Annotated in this window: 19 protein-coding genes; 13 read left to right on the plus strand and 6 right to left on the minus strand. The window is 62.8% G+C overall.

Translation table 11 applies throughout. The annotated features are described in order from the left end of the window. On the minus strand, positions 1 to 675 hold the full coding sequence (locus tag AC1DS5_RS24100; RefSeq protein WP_477720768.1) for a DNA-3-methyladenine glycosylase I: 675 nt from the start codon (positions 673 to 675) through the stop codon (positions 1 to 3). Positions 676 to 1,030: 355 nt separating this feature from the next. On the opposite strand from AC1DS5_RS24100, the gene AC1DS5_RS24105 reads away from it, so the two are divergent. Both AC1DS5_RS24105 and AC1DS5_RS24110 read left to right on the plus strand, forming a co-directional pair. After that, positions 1,031 to 1,471, plus strand: a complete 441-nt coding sequence (locus AC1DS5_RS24105) for a CBS domain-containing protein (protein WP_477720769.1) — start codon at positions 1,031 to 1,033, stop codon at positions 1,469 to 1,471. A 93-nt stretch (positions 1,472 to 1,564) separates the two neighbouring features. Continuing rightward, positions 1,565 to 1,777: a GDCCVxC domain-containing (seleno)protein gene (locus AC1DS5_RS24110; RefSeq protein ID WP_477720770.1), complete on the plus strand. Its 213-nt coding sequence runs from the start codon at positions 1,565 to 1,567 to the stop codon at positions 1,775 to 1,777. 81 nt (positions 1,778 to 1,858) lie between these two features. Here the strand turns inward: AC1DS5_RS24110 and AC1DS5_RS24115 are convergent, their stop codons facing one another. The 5 genes from AC1DS5_RS24115 to AC1DS5_RS24135 form a co-directional block, all read right to left on the minus strand. Beyond that, positions 1,859 to 2,134: a hypothetical protein gene (locus AC1DS5_RS24115; protein WP_477720771.1), complete on the minus strand. Its 276-nt coding sequence runs from the start codon at positions 2,132 to 2,134 to the stop codon at positions 1,859 to 1,861. Positions 2,135 to 2,401: 267 nt separating this feature from the next. After that, complete coding sequence (locus tag AC1DS5_RS24120) at positions 2,402 to 3,226, minus strand: SDR family NAD(P)-dependent oxidoreductase (protein ID WP_477720772.1); 825 nt, start codon at positions 3,224 to 3,226, stop codon at positions 2,402 to 2,404. Beyond that, positions 3,223 to 3,861: a 2-dehydro-3-deoxy-6-phosphogalactonate aldolase gene (locus AC1DS5_RS24125; RefSeq protein WP_477720773.1), complete on the minus strand. Its 639-nt coding sequence runs from the start codon at positions 3,859 to 3,861 to the stop codon at positions 3,223 to 3,225. The genes AC1DS5_RS24120 and AC1DS5_RS24125 overlap by 4 nt, the downstream gene beginning before the upstream one ends. 17 nt (positions 3,862 to 3,878) lie before the next feature. Beyond that, the gene (locus tag AC1DS5_RS24130; protein ID WP_477720774.1) at positions 3,879 to 4,766 is read right to left on the minus strand and encodes a 2-dehydro-3-deoxygalactonokinase; all 888 of its coding nucleotides are present in this window, start codon (positions 4,764 to 4,766) and stop codon (positions 3,879 to 3,881) included. Between the two features lie 292 nt (positions 4,767 to 5,058). Next, the gene (locus tag AC1DS5_RS24135) at positions 5,059 to 6,798 is read right to left on the minus strand and encodes an IlvD/Edd family dehydratase (protein WP_477720775.1); all 1,740 of its coding nucleotides are present in this window, start codon (positions 6,796 to 6,798) and stop codon (positions 5,059 to 5,061) included. Between the two features lie 139 nt (positions 6,799 to 6,937). Here AC1DS5_RS24135 and AC1DS5_RS24140 point away from each other — a divergent pair, with 139 nt between their 5' ends. From AC1DS5_RS24140 to AC1DS5_RS24190, 11 genes are all read left to right on the plus strand, one after another. After that, on the plus strand, positions 6,938 to 7,885 hold the full coding sequence (locus tag AC1DS5_RS24140; RefSeq protein WP_477720776.1) for a 2-hydroxyacid dehydrogenase: 948 nt from the start codon (positions 6,938 to 6,940) through the stop codon (positions 7,883 to 7,885). A gap of 72 nt (positions 7,886 to 7,957) precedes the next feature. Next, positions 7,958 to 8,701: a FadR/GntR family transcriptional regulator gene (locus AC1DS5_RS24145; RefSeq protein WP_477720777.1), complete on the plus strand. Its 744-nt coding sequence runs from the start codon at positions 7,958 to 7,960 to the stop codon at positions 8,699 to 8,701. 43 nt (positions 8,702 to 8,744) lie between these two features. Next, on the plus strand, positions 8,745 to 10,121 hold the full coding sequence (locus AC1DS5_RS24150; RefSeq protein ID WP_477720778.1) for an ABC transporter substrate-binding protein: 1,377 nt from the start codon (positions 8,745 to 8,747) through the stop codon (positions 10,119 to 10,121). 74 nt (positions 10,122 to 10,195) lie between these two features. Then, a complete protein-coding gene (locus AC1DS5_RS24155) occupies positions 10,196 to 11,068 on the plus strand; it encodes a carbohydrate ABC transporter permease (RefSeq protein ID WP_477720779.1) in 873 nt (290 codons plus the stop codon). Positions 11,069 to 11,222: 154 nt separating this feature from the next. Further along, on the plus strand, positions 11,223 to 12,074 hold the full coding sequence (locus tag AC1DS5_RS24160) for a carbohydrate ABC transporter permease (RefSeq protein WP_477720780.1): 852 nt from the start codon (positions 11,223 to 11,225) through the stop codon (positions 12,072 to 12,074). Positions 12,075 to 12,092: 18 nt separating this feature from the next. Next, a complete protein-coding gene (locus AC1DS5_RS24165) occupies positions 12,093 to 13,163 on the plus strand; it encodes an ABC transporter ATP-binding protein (protein WP_477720781.1) in 1,071 nt (356 codons plus the stop codon). After that, positions 13,156 to 13,710 (plus strand): gluconokinase, encoded by a 555-nt coding sequence (locus AC1DS5_RS24170; RefSeq protein WP_477720782.1) that lies wholly within the window; start codon positions 13,156 to 13,158, stop codon positions 13,708 to 13,710. Before AC1DS5_RS24165 ends, AC1DS5_RS24170 begins: the two co-directional genes overlap by 8 nt. A gap of 32 nt (positions 13,711 to 13,742) precedes the next feature. Further along, positions 13,743 to 14,513, plus strand: a complete 771-nt coding sequence (locus AC1DS5_RS24175) for a glucose 1-dehydrogenase (protein WP_477720783.1) — start codon at positions 13,743 to 13,745, stop codon at positions 14,511 to 14,513. Between the two features lie 52 nt (positions 14,514 to 14,565). Then, the gene (locus AC1DS5_RS24180) at positions 14,566 to 15,615 is read left to right on the plus strand and encodes an L-idonate 5-dehydrogenase (RefSeq protein WP_477720784.1); all 1,050 of its coding nucleotides are present in this window, start codon (positions 14,566 to 14,568) and stop codon (positions 15,613 to 15,615) included. A 55-nt stretch (positions 15,616 to 15,670) separates the two neighbouring features. Continuing rightward, positions 15,671 to 16,054: a cupin domain-containing protein gene (locus AC1DS5_RS24185; protein WP_477720785.1), complete on the plus strand. Its 384-nt coding sequence runs from the start codon at positions 15,671 to 15,673 to the stop codon at positions 16,052 to 16,054. Positions 16,055 to 16,120: 66 nt separating this feature from the next. Then, positions 16,121 to 16,315 (plus strand): helix-turn-helix domain-containing protein (locus AC1DS5_RS24190; RefSeq protein ID WP_477720050.1); only part of this gene is annotated, 195 nt, incomplete at its 3' end.

Consider the following 16,315-nt stretch of genomic DNA (forward strand, 5'->3'; position numbering starts at 1 on the left):
CTAGCACGGTGGCTTGAAGGCTGCCCGGGCGGCCAGGGCCTTTTGCCGGCTGGCGCAGCCCTCCAGATGATCATTGACCAGACCCATGGCCTGCATGAAGGCATACAGCGTGGTCGGCCCCACAAAGGTCCAGCCGCGTTTCTTGAGGTCCTTTGACAGCGCGGTGGCGGCGGCTGAAACCGGCATGGCCCTGACGGCTTCCTGCGTGATGCGCTCGGGCCGGCTGGCCGCCTCGGGCTCCAGCCGCCAGACAAAGGCGCCCAGCGATCCGAATTCGCGGCGCAGTTCGATCACACGCCGGGCGTTGTTGATGGTCGAGGCAATCTTGCCGGCGTGCCGCACGATGCCGGCATCGCCCAGCAGGCGCTTGGCGTCACTCTCGCCAAATTCGGCCACCTGTTCCGCCTCGAAATTGGCAAAAGCGCTGCGAAAGGCCTCGCGCTTGTTCAGGATGGTCAGCCAGCTCAGGCCCGCCTGAAAACCCTCAAGGCAGATTTTTTCGAACAGCCGGCGCTCGTCCGCCACCGGGAAACCCCACTCGCTGTCGTGGTAGTGGCGATACAGCGGCGTGGACTGGCACCAGGCGCAGCGGACGGTGTGAATGTCATCCGTGAAAAGGCCGGCGGCCGCCCCGGGCGACGTCGTTTTATCAGCTGCGGTGGTGTCAGAGGTCATACGAAATTTTAGGCCCCCTGATGGCGCGGTTTTTTTAAAGGATTTCCGGCTCCGCATGCGGGCACGCCGACAGGGCTTGGCAACGCCACCAGGGACGCGAAGGCATGCGTTCATGTCTGGATCTGTGGGGTTGCAGTGCGGGGGCCGTTGAGCCCGTTTGACGAGGGGCATGACGACACCTAGAATGAAATTGAGAGGCGATCATCACTGGTTGCCAGACGTGACCGCCGTGGTGGATGCGATGCGGGTGATCAGCGCGAGCGCTTTATTCGGATCGGGAAGCCAGCTTACCCGCACCCGTCGCCGTGATGGTGCGTGATGGTGTTCAACGGCTGCAGACCGCGAAGGAAAAGCCATGAAAGACGTTGCACAAATCCTCAAGTCGAAGGCAGATCACAAGGTCTACACCGTCTCCCCGTCGGCGCCGGTACGGGATGCCGTCAAGCTGATGACGGAGAAGAACCTCGGTGCGCTCCTGGTGCTGGACGGCGAAGAGTTCGTGGGCGTCATCAGCGAACGCGATTGCACCCGGAAAATGCTCCTGGTGGACCGCTTGTCCAGGGAAACGCCGGTGCGCGACATCATGAGTTCACCGGTGCAGTACGTGGGCCCTGGCCATACCAACGAGGAATGCATGGCGCTGATGACAGACAAGCGCCTTCGCCACCTGCCCGTCATAGACAACGGCAAGCTCATCGGCCTGGTTTCCATCGGTGATCTGGTCAAGGACATCATCTCTGAGCAGAGTTTCATCATCCAGCAGCTCGAACACTACATTGCGGGCGTGAAAGGGTGACGGGTCATCCGGCGACGGGCGAGTAGTGCTTCGGGCCCCAGGACCTGCCTTTTCAGGACCGGGCAATCGGGATAGTGCGATGGGGCCGTCCGCATGAACAGGCCAATCCTTGAGTCGATCCTGACGTGTCCGCTGTGCGGCCATGCAAAACGGGAGACCATGCCAACCGATGCCTGCCAGTTTTTCCATGAATGCGAAAACTGCAAGGCGATGCTGAGGCCCAAGGCTGGCGACTGCTGCGTTTATTGCTCCTACGGCTCCGTCAAGTGCCCGCCACAGCAGGAGCAGTTCGGGTGCTGTGACTGAGGCCGCAACCCTCCCTGGTCAAGGTTCCGGGATGATGGACGTCTGTACATCTGTACGTCTATATATCTGGATCGTGGCTCGTCAGGGGCCGGCTCGCCCGGCGTTGCATGCAGCAGGGCGGCTCATTTGAGCCTGCAACGAAGCGGCACAGTCCCGCAGCGCAAAAGAAGGCGATGCCATGGCCAATCGCAGGAGGCCGGCGGCATAGGCCGGGTCGCTATGAAAGCGGGCCGCGTCAATCCACCAGCCGAGCCCAGCCATGAGCCACTTGAAATCGACCTCTGCCAGCAGCAATATTTGCTCGTCGGCGCGGTGTGCTTTATCGACCCGTTTGACTTGTTCTGCGTGAACTTGCATGGTGATGGATTCCTCGCATTTTGCGGATACCTCCATAACGGCGGAATCGGATCATGCGTGTACAGGACAAGCGCCATAACTCAAAAAAAATCAGGCAGAGTTGGCGTCTTTCCAGTCATTCCAGTCTTCCCAGATACGGACGGGTGCCGGTTCTCGCGCACTGCTGGAATCGGTCCGTTCAAAATGGAGCGTGCGCCTGTCGTCCGATGCCCTGCTTCCGGCCGGGCGGCACAGGAACGCAAACCTGCCGCGAGCGGTGCTTGTTCCTCAGACCGGAACTGTGTAATTCAGCGTCATCCGCCCGCCGTCAACCATCACGATTTCACCGGTGATGTAGCTGGCGGCATCGCTGGCCAGGTAGGCGACCGTGTCGGCAATTTCCGACGGTTCACCCAGGCGCTTCATCGGCGTGCGGCTCATGATGCGGGCTTTGGCCTCTTCGCTGGTCAGCACGGCTTTGGCGGCCAGGTCGGTGGCGATGGTGCCGGGGGCCACGGCATTGACGCGTATGCCTTTGTCCACCAGCGCCAGCGCCATCACACGCGTGAGCTGGTTGATGCCGCCCTTGCTGACGTTGTAACTGGCAATCGTGGGAATCGTGAGCACGCTGTTGACCGAGCTCATGTTGACGATGCTGCCCCGCGAGGCGGACCCGCCGACGCCTGGTCTTGCTTCGGTTTTGGCCATTTCGCGCGCCACGGCCTGGCCCACGAGAAATGAGCCTTTGAGGTTGATGCGCAGGACCGCGTCGAAGTCGGCTTCCGTGACTTCCAGAAAATCGGCGGCCCGGAAAATGCCGGCATTGTTTACCAGCACATCAATTCGGCCGTGCGCGGCGATGGTTTGCGCCACCAGTGCGTCGACCTGGGTCTTGTCGCCCACATCGCAGTGCACATACAGGCCGCCCACTTCACGGGCCAGCGCAGCGCCTCTGGCGTCGTCGATATCAGCAATGACCACCTCGGCCTGTTCGCGCGCAAAGCGCCGGATGCAGGCCTCGCCAATGCCCTGCGCGCCACCGGTGACGATACAGACGCGGCCGGCCAGCCCGAATGAAATGAGGGAGGATGGCCTGGGTGTTGGAGCGTTCATGCCCGGATGGTACCAGCGCAGGCTGCCATGAATTTCAGGGCATTTTCTGCCACGTCGGCGGCAGGCGTGCCGGGTTTGTATAGTGCGGACCCGATGCCAAAACCGTTGGCGCCCGCAGCGAGGTAAGGGCCCATGTTGTCGGGCGTGATGCCGCCCACCGGCAGCACCACGGTGCTGGCCGGCAACACCGCGCGCAGTGCCTTCACCACGGCGGGCGTGATCATTTCGGCGGGGAAAATCTTCAGGCCGCTGGCACCAGCCTCCAGCGCGCCAAACGCTTCGCTGGCCGTCATCACGCCAGGCAGGCAGACCATGCCCAGACGCGCGGCCTCACGCACGACCGCGGGGTTGAAGTTGGGCGAGACAATCAGCTGGCCGCCGGCCGCCTGCACATTGCGTACATCGTCAGGCGTGAGCACGGTCCCGGCGCCGACCAGCGCCTGGGGGTATGCGCTCGCCATGGCCGCAATGCTGTCCAGCGGCTGCGGCGAATTCAGGGGGATTTCAATCAGTGTCCAGCCGTTGGACACCAGGGCCTGGCCGACCGGCAGGGCCTCTGCAGGCTGCAGTCCGCGCAAGATGGCGACCAGCGGAACAGTCTGCAGGGCATTGGAAAATTTTTGATGGGCGTTCATGGTGATTGGTGTGGCTTTCAAGGGTGGGGCAGGGTGTCGGCAATGGCGCGCAGGCCACGCCAGGTGGCGCCGTCGCCGACGCGCTGGACCGTGACACCCAGCTGCGCAAGCGCCTGCTCATAACGGGCGGTCAGCGCTGGCGCGCCCATGACCACCACGGTATCGCCGCGTTGCAGGGTTTGGGACTTCAGTTCTTCGCCAATGACCAGCCCCGACAGGTAGCTGGGCAATGCGTCGGTGGCCATGCGCTTGAAGAGTGACAGGGTCCGCGTGCTGAACGCCGTGTGCAGCAGGCCCTCGCCGCGTAGCGCATGGGCAACGCCCTGCGCAAAAGCGCCCGCGTCTGGCGCAGTGTCCTTCTCTGGCAGCGTGCGCGCCAGGAGGGAATGCTGGCGCAGCAGGGCATAGAACTCGCCGGTCATCCAGGTCGAAAAACCGGTGACGCGGCGGTTGGCAACGGTGACCCATTTGCTGTGCGTGCCGGGCAATACCAGCCGGGCGTTGTCCAGCCCCAGCAGCTGCAGGGCGCCGAACACCTGCGTTTCTTCTCCGCGCATCACGTCAGGTACACCGCCGGCTTCAATGCACAAGCCGGGCACGATGGCGATGCGGCCCGGCTCCACCCACGCAAGCTGACCGGCAATGCTGTCGAAGCCCGCAGGGCAGGGACAGTAGGGCGCCTCCAGCCAGCCTTGCTGGCTGCCAGCCATGCCGGAGATCAGGCACAGCGTTTTCGGGTTCATCCATGCGCCAAAGCAGCTGTCAAACACCGCAGGAAACTCACCTGGCGCGACGGTCAGGATGCCGCGCGCAAAGGCGCGCTCTTCCAGCACCTGGCCGTCGGGCGCCAGCAGGGCACCGCGCAGCGAGGACGTGCCCCAGTCAACCGCCAGCAGGGAGCTCATGGCAAGGTCCTCGTGTGCGGGGGGAGCGACAGCGATGCGGCGCCGATCAGGCCGCACCGGTTTTCGGTGGCTCCCGTATGGATCGGGTTGACTTGGGAGATGGTGTCGCCATGTGCGACACCATCAAATTTCCTGGCTTGCATTGAACTTCCTGAAAAAGACAGCGGCCGGGGCGTCCTTCAGGCTTGTGATGGGGGCCGGGACGCGCCAGCTGCACCCATGGTAACTGCCAGCGCGGCGCCGACCGGTGCTTGCGGCGCAAGGCAATGCAGTGATTGCCTCGCGGGAAAAGTCAGTGATTATCCCTCGGGACAAAAGCGCCGCGCTTGCCCACCAGGAAGTCCAGGTCCACGCCCTCGTCGGCCTGCAGCACATGGTCAATGTAAAGTTTCCAGTAGCCAGACGTCAGCGGCGGCGCCGGTGCCTTCCAGTCGGCCATGCGTCTGGCGAGTTCTTCGTCGCTCACGTGCAGGTGCAGTCGGCGGTTGGGTACGTCGAGTTCAATGATGTCGCCGTTCTGGACCAGCGCCAGCGGGCCACCCGCCGCCGCTTCGGGCGCCGTGTGCAGCACGACGGTACCGTAAGCGGTGCCGCTCATGCGGGCATCGCTGATGCGCACCATGTCGGTAATGCCCTTGCGCAGTACTTTGGGCGGCAGCGGCATGTTGCCTACCTCGGCCATGCCGGGGTAGCCCTTGGGGCCGCAATTTTTCAGCACCATCACGCAGTTCTCGTCGATGTCGAGGTCCTCGTCATCGATGCGTGCGTGGAAGTCTTCAATGGTTTCAAACACCACAGCCCGGCCCTTGTGCACCATCAGTTCAGGCGTGGCGGCGCTGGGCTTGATGACGGCGCCGCGCGGCGAGAGGTTGCCGCGCAGCACGGCAATGCCCGCCTTGTCCTTGAATGGCGTGCTCAGCGGCATGATCACGTCAGTGTTGTAGTTCTCGGCGTCGGCGATGTTCTCGCCAATGGTTTTGCCGTTGGCCGTGATGACATCGGTGTGCAGGTGCTGCGCAATTTCCTTCATTACCACCGGCAGGCCACCGGCGTAACAGAAATCTTCCATCAGGTATTTGCCGGAAGGCTGCAGGTTGACGAGACAGGGCAGTTCGCTGGCCAGCCGGTCAAAGTCGTCGACCGTCAGCTTCACGCCAATGCGCCCGGCAATGGCAATCAGGTGAATCACGGCGTTGGTGGAGCCGCCAATGGCCGCCAGCGTCTTGATGGCGTTTTCAAACGCTTCGCGTGTCAGGATCTTGGAGAGCGTGAGGTCTTCGTGCACCATCTCGACCGCCCGCCGACCGGCCATGCGGGCCAGCACGTTGCGCCGGCCGTCCACCGCCGGGTAGGCGGCGTTGCCGGGCAGGCCTATGCCCAGCGCTTCGACCATGCTGGCCATGGTGGAGGCTGTGCCCATGGTCATGCAGTGGCCGTGGCTGCGGTGCATGCAACTTTCAGCCTCAAAGAAATCCTGCAGCTTGAGCGTGCCGGCGCGTACCTGCTCGCTCATGCTCCACACGCCGGTGCCGGAGCCGAGCTCCTGGCCGCGCCACTTGCCGCTGAGCATGGGGCCGCCGCTGACACCGACCGTGGGCAGGTCGACGCTGGAAGCGCCCATGACCAGGGCGGGGGTGGTCTTGTCGCAGCCCATCAGCAGCACCACGCCGTCAATCGGGTTGCCACGAATGCTTTCTTCCACGTCCATGCTGGCCAGGTTGCGGTAGAGCATGGCGGTCGGGCGCAGCAGGGTCTCGCCCAGCGACATCACCGGAAACTCCAGCGGAAAACCACCGGCCTCGTACACGCCGATCTTGACCTGCTCCGCAATGGTGCGGAAGTGGCTGTTGCAGGGGGTGAGTTCGCTGAAGGTGTTGCAGATGCCGATGACGGGGCGGCCGTCGAACTGGTCATGCGGCACGCCCTTGCCCTTGACCCAACTGCGGTAGGCAAAGCCGTCGCGGTCCTGCCGCCCAAACCATTGCTGGCTGCGTAATTCTTCGGGTTTCTTTTTGGGTGTCTGGTTACTCATGATGTGCTGCGTTTCCGTAAAAGTTTCCGTAAAGGATTCAGGGTTTGCATGGATGTCAATCGGGACTCAATCGTATGATGATAAGACCTAATGCCCCATTATGGCAATTCGTCAAGCCTGTTGAACTGAGGAGATTCCCTTGCCCAAACCCGAAATCCTGGCCGTCGCCAAGCTGCCGCCTTACCTGATTGAGCCCCTGCGCGAGTTTTTTGTCGTGCATGAACAAATCCATCAAACCGACCCGGCGGCATTTGCCGCTGCCGCCGGACGTATCCGCGCCATCGCCGGCAGCGGCGAGTCCAGGGTGCCGCGTTCGCTGATGGAGCAGTTGCCTGCGCTGGAAATGATTTCCATCATGGGCGTGGGTTACGACGGCGTGGATGTCGCTGCGGCGCTGGAGCGCAACATCCAGGTGACGCACACGCCCGGCGTGCTGAATGACGACGTGGCCGATCTGGCGATCGGCTTGATGCTGAGCGTGGCGCGCCGCATACCGCAAGCCGACCAGTATGTGCGCAGCGGCCGCTGGCCGGAGGGGCCGATGCCGCTGGCGCGCAAGGTATCCGGGGCGCGGCTGGGCATCGTGGGTCTGGGCCGCATTGGGCAGGCCATCGCCACCCGCGCAGAGGCCTTCGGCATGTCGGTGGCCTACACCGCCCGCAGCCGCAAGGCGGAACTGGCCTATGCCTATTACCCGAGCGCGCAGGCGCTGGCGGCCGAGGTTGATTTTCTGGTGCTGATCACGCCCGGCGGCGCTGGTACCCGCAAATTGATCAATGCCGGTGTACTCAAGGCGCTGGGCCCGCAGGGCTACCTGATCAATGTGGCGCGTGGCTCGGTGGTCGATGAAGCGGCGCTGGTGGAAGCGCTGCAGCAGGGCGTGATCGCCGGTGCCGGCCTGGATGTGTTCGAAAACGAGCCGAACGTGCCGCCCGCGCTGTGGGCCATGGACAACGTGGTGCTGGCGCCGCACATTGGCAGCGCCACGCGGCAGACACGCGGCGCCATGGCCGATCTGGCCGCGGCCAATCTGCGCGCCCATTTTGCCGGGGAAGCCCTGCTCACACCAGTACCCGAATGCCAGTAAAAGCCTCGGGTTTTCCATAGGTTTTCGGGCTTCTAATCATCATATGATAGCAACGAAACTCACTTCCAGCACATGATCAAAAACGTCCACGGCAACACGGTAGACCTGCTAGGCGAAGCCATTGTCGCGGGCCGCTATGCGGTCGGCCAGTCGATCCCGCCCGAGCCGGTGCTGTGCGAGCAGCTGGGTGTCAGCCGCACGGTGGTGCGCGAGTCCGTCAAGTCGCTGGTTGCCAAGGGTCTGATCCATACCGGCCCCAAAGTCGGCACGCATGTGCTGCCGTCCGACCAATGGAACTGGTTCGACCCTGACGTGATTGCGTGGCAGTCGCGCGCCGGCCTGTCACCCGAGTTCATCCGCGACCTGCAGGACCTGCGCCTGGTGGTGGAGCCGGCGGCCGTGAAGCTGGCGGCGACCCGTGCTACCGATGCCGACATTGCTGAAATCGAAGAGGCCTATGCCGGCATGCACCGCGCCGTGATGGGTGGCGGCGACTATGTGACCAGCGACCTGCGTTTTCACCAGGGGCTGTTGCGTGCCTCGCACAACCGCATGCTGGTGCAGATGAGCAAGGCGCTGGGCGCGCTGCTGCGCACCAGTTTCGAAATTTCCACGAGCAAGAAGGACGGTCCGCGCAGCTCGCTGCCCTTGCACCGTGCTGTGCTCGATGCCGTGGTGGCGCGCGATCCGGCCAAGGCCGAGCGCGCCGTGCTGGTGTTGATCGAAGGGGCGCACAAGGACATCGAGCAGGTGCTTGGTTCGCGCCGCCGCCTGCCACGCGTCCACCGACCCGCTTTGCCGCTGAAGGCGGCCTGATTCCCGCAAGCCTTTCCTCACCAACCAAAGAAGGAGACTGTCGATGAAGTTCAAACTACTTGCCACAGCGGCGTTCATGACCACGGCGCTTTTAGCCGGCGGCCATGCAGCAGCCCAGGAGAAACTCACCATCTGGTGGGTCAAAGGCTTCTACAAGGCCGAGGATGATGCCCTGTTTGCGGCCATCAAGAAGTATGAAGACAAGCACAAGGGTGTCAAGGTCGAGCTCTCGCAATACCCGATCCAGGACATGATTCCGAAGACCGTGGCGGCGCTCGATTCCGGCAACCCGCCCGACGTGGCCTACGCCGACGTCTACGATTTCCAGGTCACGGGCAAGTGGGCCTTCGACGGCAAGCTTGAAGACATCAGCAGCGTGATCAGCCCGATCCGTGCGCGCTTTGCGCCCAATACGGTCGAAACCGCCTTCCTGTACAACGACGTTGCCAAGACGCGGGCCTATTACGCCTTCCCGATCAAGCAGCAGACCATGCACATCCAGTACTGGGGTGACATGCTGGCCGAGGCCGGGTTCAAGGAGTCGGACATCCCGACAGCCTGGAAGGACTACTGGTCCTTCTGGTGCGACAAGGTGCAGCCTGCCTATCGCCAAAAAACCGGCAACCGCACCTTCGGCATTGGCCAGCCGCTGGGCGTGGACTCCAGCGACTCGTTCTACTCCTTCCTGACCTTCATGGATGCCCATAACGTGAGCCTGGTCAGTGACAGCGGCAAACTGCTGGTCGACGATCCCAAGGTGCGCGCCGGGCTGATCGCGGCGCTGACCGACTACACCCAGCCGTATACCAAGGGTTGCACCCCGCCGTCTTCCACCAGCTGGAAAGACCCGGACAACAACGTCGCGTTTCACAACAAGACCACCATCCTGACCCACAACGCCACGATCTCCATCGCCGCGAAGTGGCTTGATGACATGAATAACGCGGCACTCAAGCCCGAGGACCGCGAAGTTGCCAAGAAGAACTACACCGAGCGCATCCGCACCGCCGGCTTCCCGAACAAGCCTGACGGCAGCAAGATGGTCTATCGTGCCGCGATCAAGACCGGCGTGGTGTTCAACCAGGCCAAGAACAAGGCCCGCGCCAAGGAGTTTGTGGCCTTCCTGCTGCAGGAGGAAAACCTCACGCCGTACGTCGAGGGCTCGTTGGGCCGCTGGTTCCCGGTGATGAAGACGGCGCAGCAGCGTCCGTTCTGGAAAGCCGATCCGCACCGCACCGCCGTGTACAACCAGTTCACGGCCGGCACGGTGAATTTCGAGTTCACCAAGAACTACAAGTTCACCGTTCTCAACAACGAGAACGTCTGGGCCAAGGCGGCGAACCGGGTTCTCAACGAGAAAGTGCCGGTTGACAAGGCGGTCGACGAAATGATCGCCCGCATCAAGACCGTCGCGAACTAAGAGCCAAGTCTGTCCATTAAAGAAAGTCGCGCAACCGTTCCCCTTGCGGGAGCGGTTGCGCGAGGAGCGATGCCATGAGCACTATCACTGTAGACCAGGTGAGCCCGTCAGCGGGGTCTGCCAGCAAGGGCATGACGTCGTGGGAACGGTGGGGAATGATCCTGGTCATTCCGTATCTGCTGATTTTTCTGGTGTTTGTGATTTACCCGGTAGGCTACGGTTTGTGGCTGGCGCGGGAACCGCAAACCTATGTACGGCTTTTTGCCGATCCGATTTTTTTCCGCACGGTGGTCAACAGCGTCGTGTTCATCGTCGTCTCGGTCAACCTGAAGATGATCGTCGCGCTGTTTCTCTCGGGTTTCTTCCTGAACACGCGCTGGTGGGTCAAGTGGCTGTCGCTGGTGTTCATCCTGCCCTGGGCCGTACCCTCGATTCCGACCATTCTGTCGATGCGCTTCATGCTCAATCCCGAGTGGGGCGTGATCAACACCCTGATCTTCAAGCTGACCGGCATCGACGGCCCGAACTGGCTCAATGACCCGACGCTGGCGCTGTCGTTTTCCATGCTGGCCCACATCTGGAAATCGCTGCCCTTCTGGACCCTGATCCTGCTGGCCGGCCGCATGGCGATTCCGGCCGAACAATACGAAGCGGCGTCGGTGGATGGCGCTTCGCGCTGGCAGAAGTTCCGCTTCATCACCTGGCCGTCCATGCGTTCGCTGTACCTGACGTCCACCATTTTGTCGATGATCTGGACGCTGGGCGATTTCAACAGTGTGTACCTGCTCACGGGCGGCGGGCCGGCTGACCTGACCCACGTTCTGGCCACGCTGGGCATCCGCTATCTGCGGCTGGACCAGGTCGACCTGTCGCTGGCTTCCATCGTCGTGGCGCTGCCGCTGGTGCTCCCGCTGGTCTATTTCATGATGAAACGGCTCTCGAAATGAACCCCCACGCTTGTCGCTGCGCGTACTGCGCTGCCCCCCGAGGGGGCCGTTTTTTCCTTGGGGCGGCCCTGCGGAAAAATGTCAACCGCCGCGCTTACTACGCTGCCTCCGAGGGCGTATTCGCTCTCCTGGACGCAGCTCATCGGAGCTCCAAATGAAACGCATCACCCTCAAGGCGGTCGCCAACGAAGCCCGGCTGCTGCTGGTCGGCATTCCCTTGCTCCTGTGGACCATCACTCCGATCTACCACATGGTGCTGTTCGCCATCTCGCCGCGCGACCAGGCGACCTCGGGCCGACTTTGGCCGAAAAACCCGACGCTGGACAACTTCTCTTTTGTTTTTCACCAGAAGCACTTCTACCTCGACCACTTCTGGGTGCAGATGGGCAACTCGCTGGTGATTGCGCTGTCGGTCGGTTTCCTGACGCTGGCCGTGTCTACGGCGGCAGCGTTTGCGATCAGCCGGCTCAGGGTTCCCGGCGGCCGCACGGTCATGAACATGGCCTTGTTCACCTACTTCATTCCGGCGGCGTTCCTGGCCGTGCCCATGTACAAGACCATGGGCAACTATGGCTTGCTCAACAGCCAGTGGGCGCTGATCCTGGCGATGGTGACGATCGCCTCGCCGTATTGCATCTGGGTGCTCAAGCAGGCCTCCGACAAGCTGCCGTACGAACTCGACGAGGCGGCCAAGATGGACGGCGCCACGGCGCTGCAGCTTTTCCGCCTGGTCTACCTGCCGCTGATGGTGCCATCGCTCGTTGCCGTGGGTACGTACGCGTTGCTGCTGGCCTGGAACGAGTACCTGTATGCGTTCCTGCTGCTGTCCAACGACACCAGTGTCACCCTGGCCGTGGCGCTCGGCAACTTCCTGTCGGCCGACGATTCGCCGTGGGAACTGCTGATGACGACAGGCCTGATCTACGCGCTGCCGCCGGCGGCAATCTATTACACATTCAAGCGCTACATGGTGTCGGGCCTCACGGCCGGCGCTGTCAAGAGCTGAGCAAGAAAGGGCAGCCACATGGCATCCGTATCGTTCCAGAAAATTGAAAAGAATTTCGGCAAGGTCAAGATCATCCACGGCATCAGCTTCGACATTGCCGATGGCGAGTTCGTCGTGCTGGTGGGCCCCTCGGGCTGCGGCAAGTCGACCTTGCTGCGCATGCTGGCCGGGCTGGAGGAAATCAGCGGCGGCAAGATTGCCATCGACGGCAAGATGGTCAACGACCTCGACTCCAAGGACCGCGACATCGCGATGGTGTTCCAGAGCTACGCGCTGTATCCGCACATGACGGTGCGCGACAACATGGCTTTCAGCCTGAAGCTGCGCAAGGCTGAAGCCGACCTGACGAACAAGCGCGTTGGTGATGCGGCGCGCATTCTGAACCTTGACCCCTTGCTGGATCGCTTTCCCCGTGAACTCTCGGGCGGTCAGCGCCAGCGGGTCGCGATGGGCCGGGCCATCGTGCGCGACCCCAAGGTCTTCCTGTTTGACGAGCCGCTGTCCAATCTGGATGCCAAGCTGCGCGTGGCCATGCGCGCTGAAATCAAGGCGCTGCACCAGCGGCTCAAGACCACGACGGTCTACGTCACGCACGACCAGATCGAAGCCATGACCATGGCCGACCGCATTGTCGTCATGCATGACGGCATCATCGAGCAGATAGGCACGCCGCTGGAACTGTTCGACCGGCCCACCAACCTGTTTGTTGCGCAGTTCATCGGTTCGCCGGCGATGAACGTGCTCAAGGGTGTATTGCGTCAGGGCGAGGGCGGCGGCTGGGTCGAGGCCCAGGGCAGCCGCTGGCCGGTAGGCACGCTCCAGCAGGGCCGCGACGGGCAGGCGGTGCACTATGGCATCCGGCCGGGCGACCTGAAGATTTCAACCACGGGCCAGGGCATCGCGGCCAAGGTCATCGTGGTGGAGCCAACCGGCGCAGAGACCGAGCTGCTGCTGCAAGTGGGCGATGAACAGCTGATCGTCGTGATGCATGGGCGTACCAATGTCCAGCCGGACGAGCTTGTCATGCTGGAGATCGCAGCCAACAAGGCCCACGTGTTCGATGCTGCCAGCGGCAACCGGGTTGACTGAAGAGAGCGGAGAGCGCACTTTCGTTTCGCATGTGATGGAGCCCGATATTTTTGTCGTGATGGGCGTCAGCGGCTGCGGCAAGAGCACTGTTGCATTCCAGCTCGCCACCCGCCTCGGACTGGAGTTTATCGAGGGCGATGAACTCCACTCGGCCGAGAACGTGGCGCGCATGGCCGCCGGCGTGCCGTTGACCGATGCGGACCGCGAGGGCTGGCTCGGGGTGCTGGCCAGTCGTATCCGCGAGGCGCGCCTCGCGGGGCGCGGCCTGGTGCTTTCCTGTTCGGCCCTGAAACGCTCGTACCGCGATGTGCTGCGCCAGGGCTCGCCCACCGTGCGTTTTGTATACCTGCACGGCGAACGGGCCCTGCTGGCCGAACGAATGGCGCAGCGCGCTGGTCACTACATGCCGGCCACCTTGCTGGACAGCCAGTTGGCGACACTCGAGGCGCCCGACGCCAGCGAGAACGCACTGGCCTTCAACATCACGACACCCCCCGATGTCATTGCCGCTGCCGTGGCGATGACGGTTTCCCACCGCACTGAATGAGCATTTTCATGAGCACTCCCACGAGCACTCCCATGAGTACTTCGAATCCCTTCCGGCTGGACGGCCGGCTCGCGCTGATCACCGGGTCTTCCGCCGGCATCGGTTTCGCGCTGGCGCGCGCGCTTGGGCAGGCCGGCGCCACCCTGGTCATCAATGGCCGGGACGCCGGCAGGCTGGAACAGGCGGCAGGCGTGTTGCGCGGCGAAGGGCTGCAGGTCCACACGCGGATGTTTGATGTCACGCAGGCCGAGGCCGTAGAGGCCGCGGTGCAGGATATCGAGAGCACCCTCGGTGCCATCGAGATTCTCGTGAACAACGCGGGAATGCAGCGCCGCATGGCCCTGCACGAATTTTCCACCGAGCAGTGGCATGAGCTGATGCGCACCAACGTCGACAGCGTGTTCTTCATGGGCCGGGCCGTGGCACGCAAAATGATAGAGCGCCGCCGCGGCAGGATCATCAACGTCTGCTCGGTGCAAAGCGAGCTGGGCCGGCCCAACATCGCACCCTATACGGCGAGCAAGGGTGCGGTCAAGATGCTCACCAAAGGCATGGCGATTGACTGGGGCCCGCATGGCATCAATGTCAACGGCCTCGGGCCTGGCTATTTCAGGACAGAACTCAACGAGAAGCTGGTGGCCGACGAGCAGTTCAACGCCTGGCTGATCGGACGCACGCCCAGCCGGCGCTGGGGCAACGTCGAAGACCTGGGCGGCGCGGCAGTGTTCCTCGCCAGCGATGCAGCGAGCTTCGTCAACGGCCACATCCTGTACGTCGACGGCGGCGTGACCGCCACCCTCTGACTCTTTAACTTTTTGATTTTTTTGACCGACTTTGCTATTTGAGGAGAAATTCATGCGCGCACTTGTTTGCCACGCTCCGCTGGATCTGCGCTTTGACACCTTCGTGTCCGACCAGCCGGGCCCGACCGAGCTCGGCGTGCGCATTGCCTACGGCGGCATCTGCGGCTCGGACCTGCACTACTTCCAGCACGGCGGCTTTGGCACCGTGCGCATCAGGGAGCCCATGGTGCTGGGGCACGAGGTGTCGGGGGTGATCGAGTCGGTGGGCAGCGCCGTCACACAATTCCGGGTTGGCCAGCGCATTGCGGTGTCACCCTCGCGGCCCTGCGGCACCTGCCACTACTGCAACCTGGGTTTGCAGAACCACTGCATGGAAATGCGCTTTTACGGCAGTGCCATGCGCTTCCCCCATGTGCAAGGCGCGTTCCGCGAGCATCTGGTGATCGATGCCAGCCAGGCCCACCTGGTCGCCGATGACCTGCCGCTGGCCGAGGCGGCGCTGGCCGAGCCCCTGTCGGTCGGCCTGCATGCCATCACGCGCGCTGGCTCGGTATTCGGCAAGCGCGTGCTCGTCACGGGCTGCGGTCCGATCGGGTTGCTGTTGATCGCCGGCCTGCGGCGTGCCGGCGCGGCGCACATCATTGCAGCCGACATTGCCGACGTGCCGCTGGCCTGCGCCGCAACGCTGGGTGCGGACGAAACCATCAATCTCGCCCGCCAGCCTGGCGGCCTGGCGCCTTATGCGCTCAACAAGGGCATGATCGAGGTGATGTTCGAAGCATCCGGCAGCGACAAGGCCTTGCGCGGCGGGTTGGACGTGATGGCGCCGCGCGGTGTGGTCGTGATCGTGGGGCTGGGCGGTGATATCAGCGTGCCGATGAACCTGCTGGTGGCCAAGGAACTGGATGTGCGCGGCACCTTCCGTTTTCATCAGGAGTTTGCGGTCGCGGTGCGCTTTCTCAATCAGCGCCTCATCGACGGTCGGCCGGTGATCACGCACACCCTGAAGTTCGACCAGGCGGCGGATGCCTTCAAGCTGGCGGGCGACAAGGGCCGGGCGCTGAAAGTGCTCATCGACTTCAATGCGCCTGCGGCGGCATGACAATGTGCGCAACCCCGACCTTGATGGCTATCCCAAGACGACACCGGAGATTTCATTGACCACCTTCACCAAAGTCATCCTTTACACCGACACTGACGGCCGCGCAAAATTCCGCGAGGAGGCGATCGCATTGACGGAAGGCTCGCCGCAAGCGCTGCTGTCGCCGGTGCTTCCGTCCACAGGCTACCAGCTACGCCACAGCCCGGTGGGATTTCGCAGCCAGTTTCATTGCACGGGGACGCCGCAGTGGGTCGTCATTCTCGGTGGCCAGATGGAGATTGGTCTGCAGGGCGGGGTGTCACGGGTGTTCAAACCCGGTGAGCATTTTTATTCGGCCGACCTGCTTCCGCCGGGCGCCACGTTTGATGCGGCAGTGCATGGCCACTGGAGCCGCCAGGTGGGGCCGGATCCGCTGGTGACCCTGTTCGTGCAGGGCTGAGGGCTGAGGGCGCTAGTGGACTGTAACGTTTAAAACGGAAGTATCATTGTGGCCATGGAGGTTGCGATGAAACTGACCAAAAGCGAACGCATGGAACTTCAACAGCAAGCTGCAGCGAGGAACGCCCGAGCCGATTCGGCGCGCCACGCCCGATTGATCCTGCTGCTGGCCGATGGGCTCACTTGGGCGGAGATTCGCACCAAGCTGGATTGCAGCGACAGCTACATCGATCGCTGGAGCAAGCGCTTTGAAAGTGATCGC

This window comes from Polaromonas sp. P4_H1 (assembly GCF_056400945.1).